Below are 602 nucleotides of genomic sequence, written 5' to 3' on the forward strand. Positions count from 1 at the left end.
TGGTTGTGATAACTGATACAATAGCCATACATTATACTGTACTTTGTGTTTTGTGTAAAGGCTGTATCATCGGGTATAGCATTAGTCAAGCTGCGTCCTAACCACCTTGACTAATGCTATATCATCAAGATATACTTTTTTATAATTGTAATTTGTGTTAAATTATTAAAATTTCCAATATCTGAATTATTTAGCAGTATACCATAACTCCCCGCAAAAAGCAACCACTCCCCCCAAAAAAAAATTTTTGCAGCATTTGTTAATTTTTCGTTACAAAACTTAACATAACTTCCGTAACAAAAAAGTAGAGACAAGGTACGCTTTGTCTCTACTCTTGTTTATTGCCTAATTAGGCACGGTGTTAGAAATCGTCGTCATCAAGGATGTCATCAGTGATGATAGCAGACGAGAAAGGTTCTTCATCGTCGTCATCAATTAAAGGGAAATTATCAGAATCATCATTGATAGCAAACTCATTATCCTCATCATCCTCATTATCTACGAGGTCATCAGAGAACATAGCCTGGTCACTGTAGGCGCGAGCCGAGTGGTCATCAAGAATTACATCTTCCCGCAAATCATCATTATTAACATCATCTTCG

Annotated in this window: 1 pseudogene; it reads right to left on the reverse strand. The window is 36.2% G+C overall.

Annotated features, from left to right (window positions below):
* Positions 1–361: 361 nt before the first annotated feature.
* Positions 362–602 (reverse strand): annotated as a pseudogene (locus ACTIE0_RS24900) (hypothetical protein); the annotation flags it as partial.

The sequence above is a fragment of the Limnospira sp. genome, from assembly GCF_051859755.1.
Classification (GTDB): Bacteria; Cyanobacteriota; Cyanobacteriia; order Cyanobacteriales; family Microcoleaceae; genus Limnospira; species Limnospira fusiformis.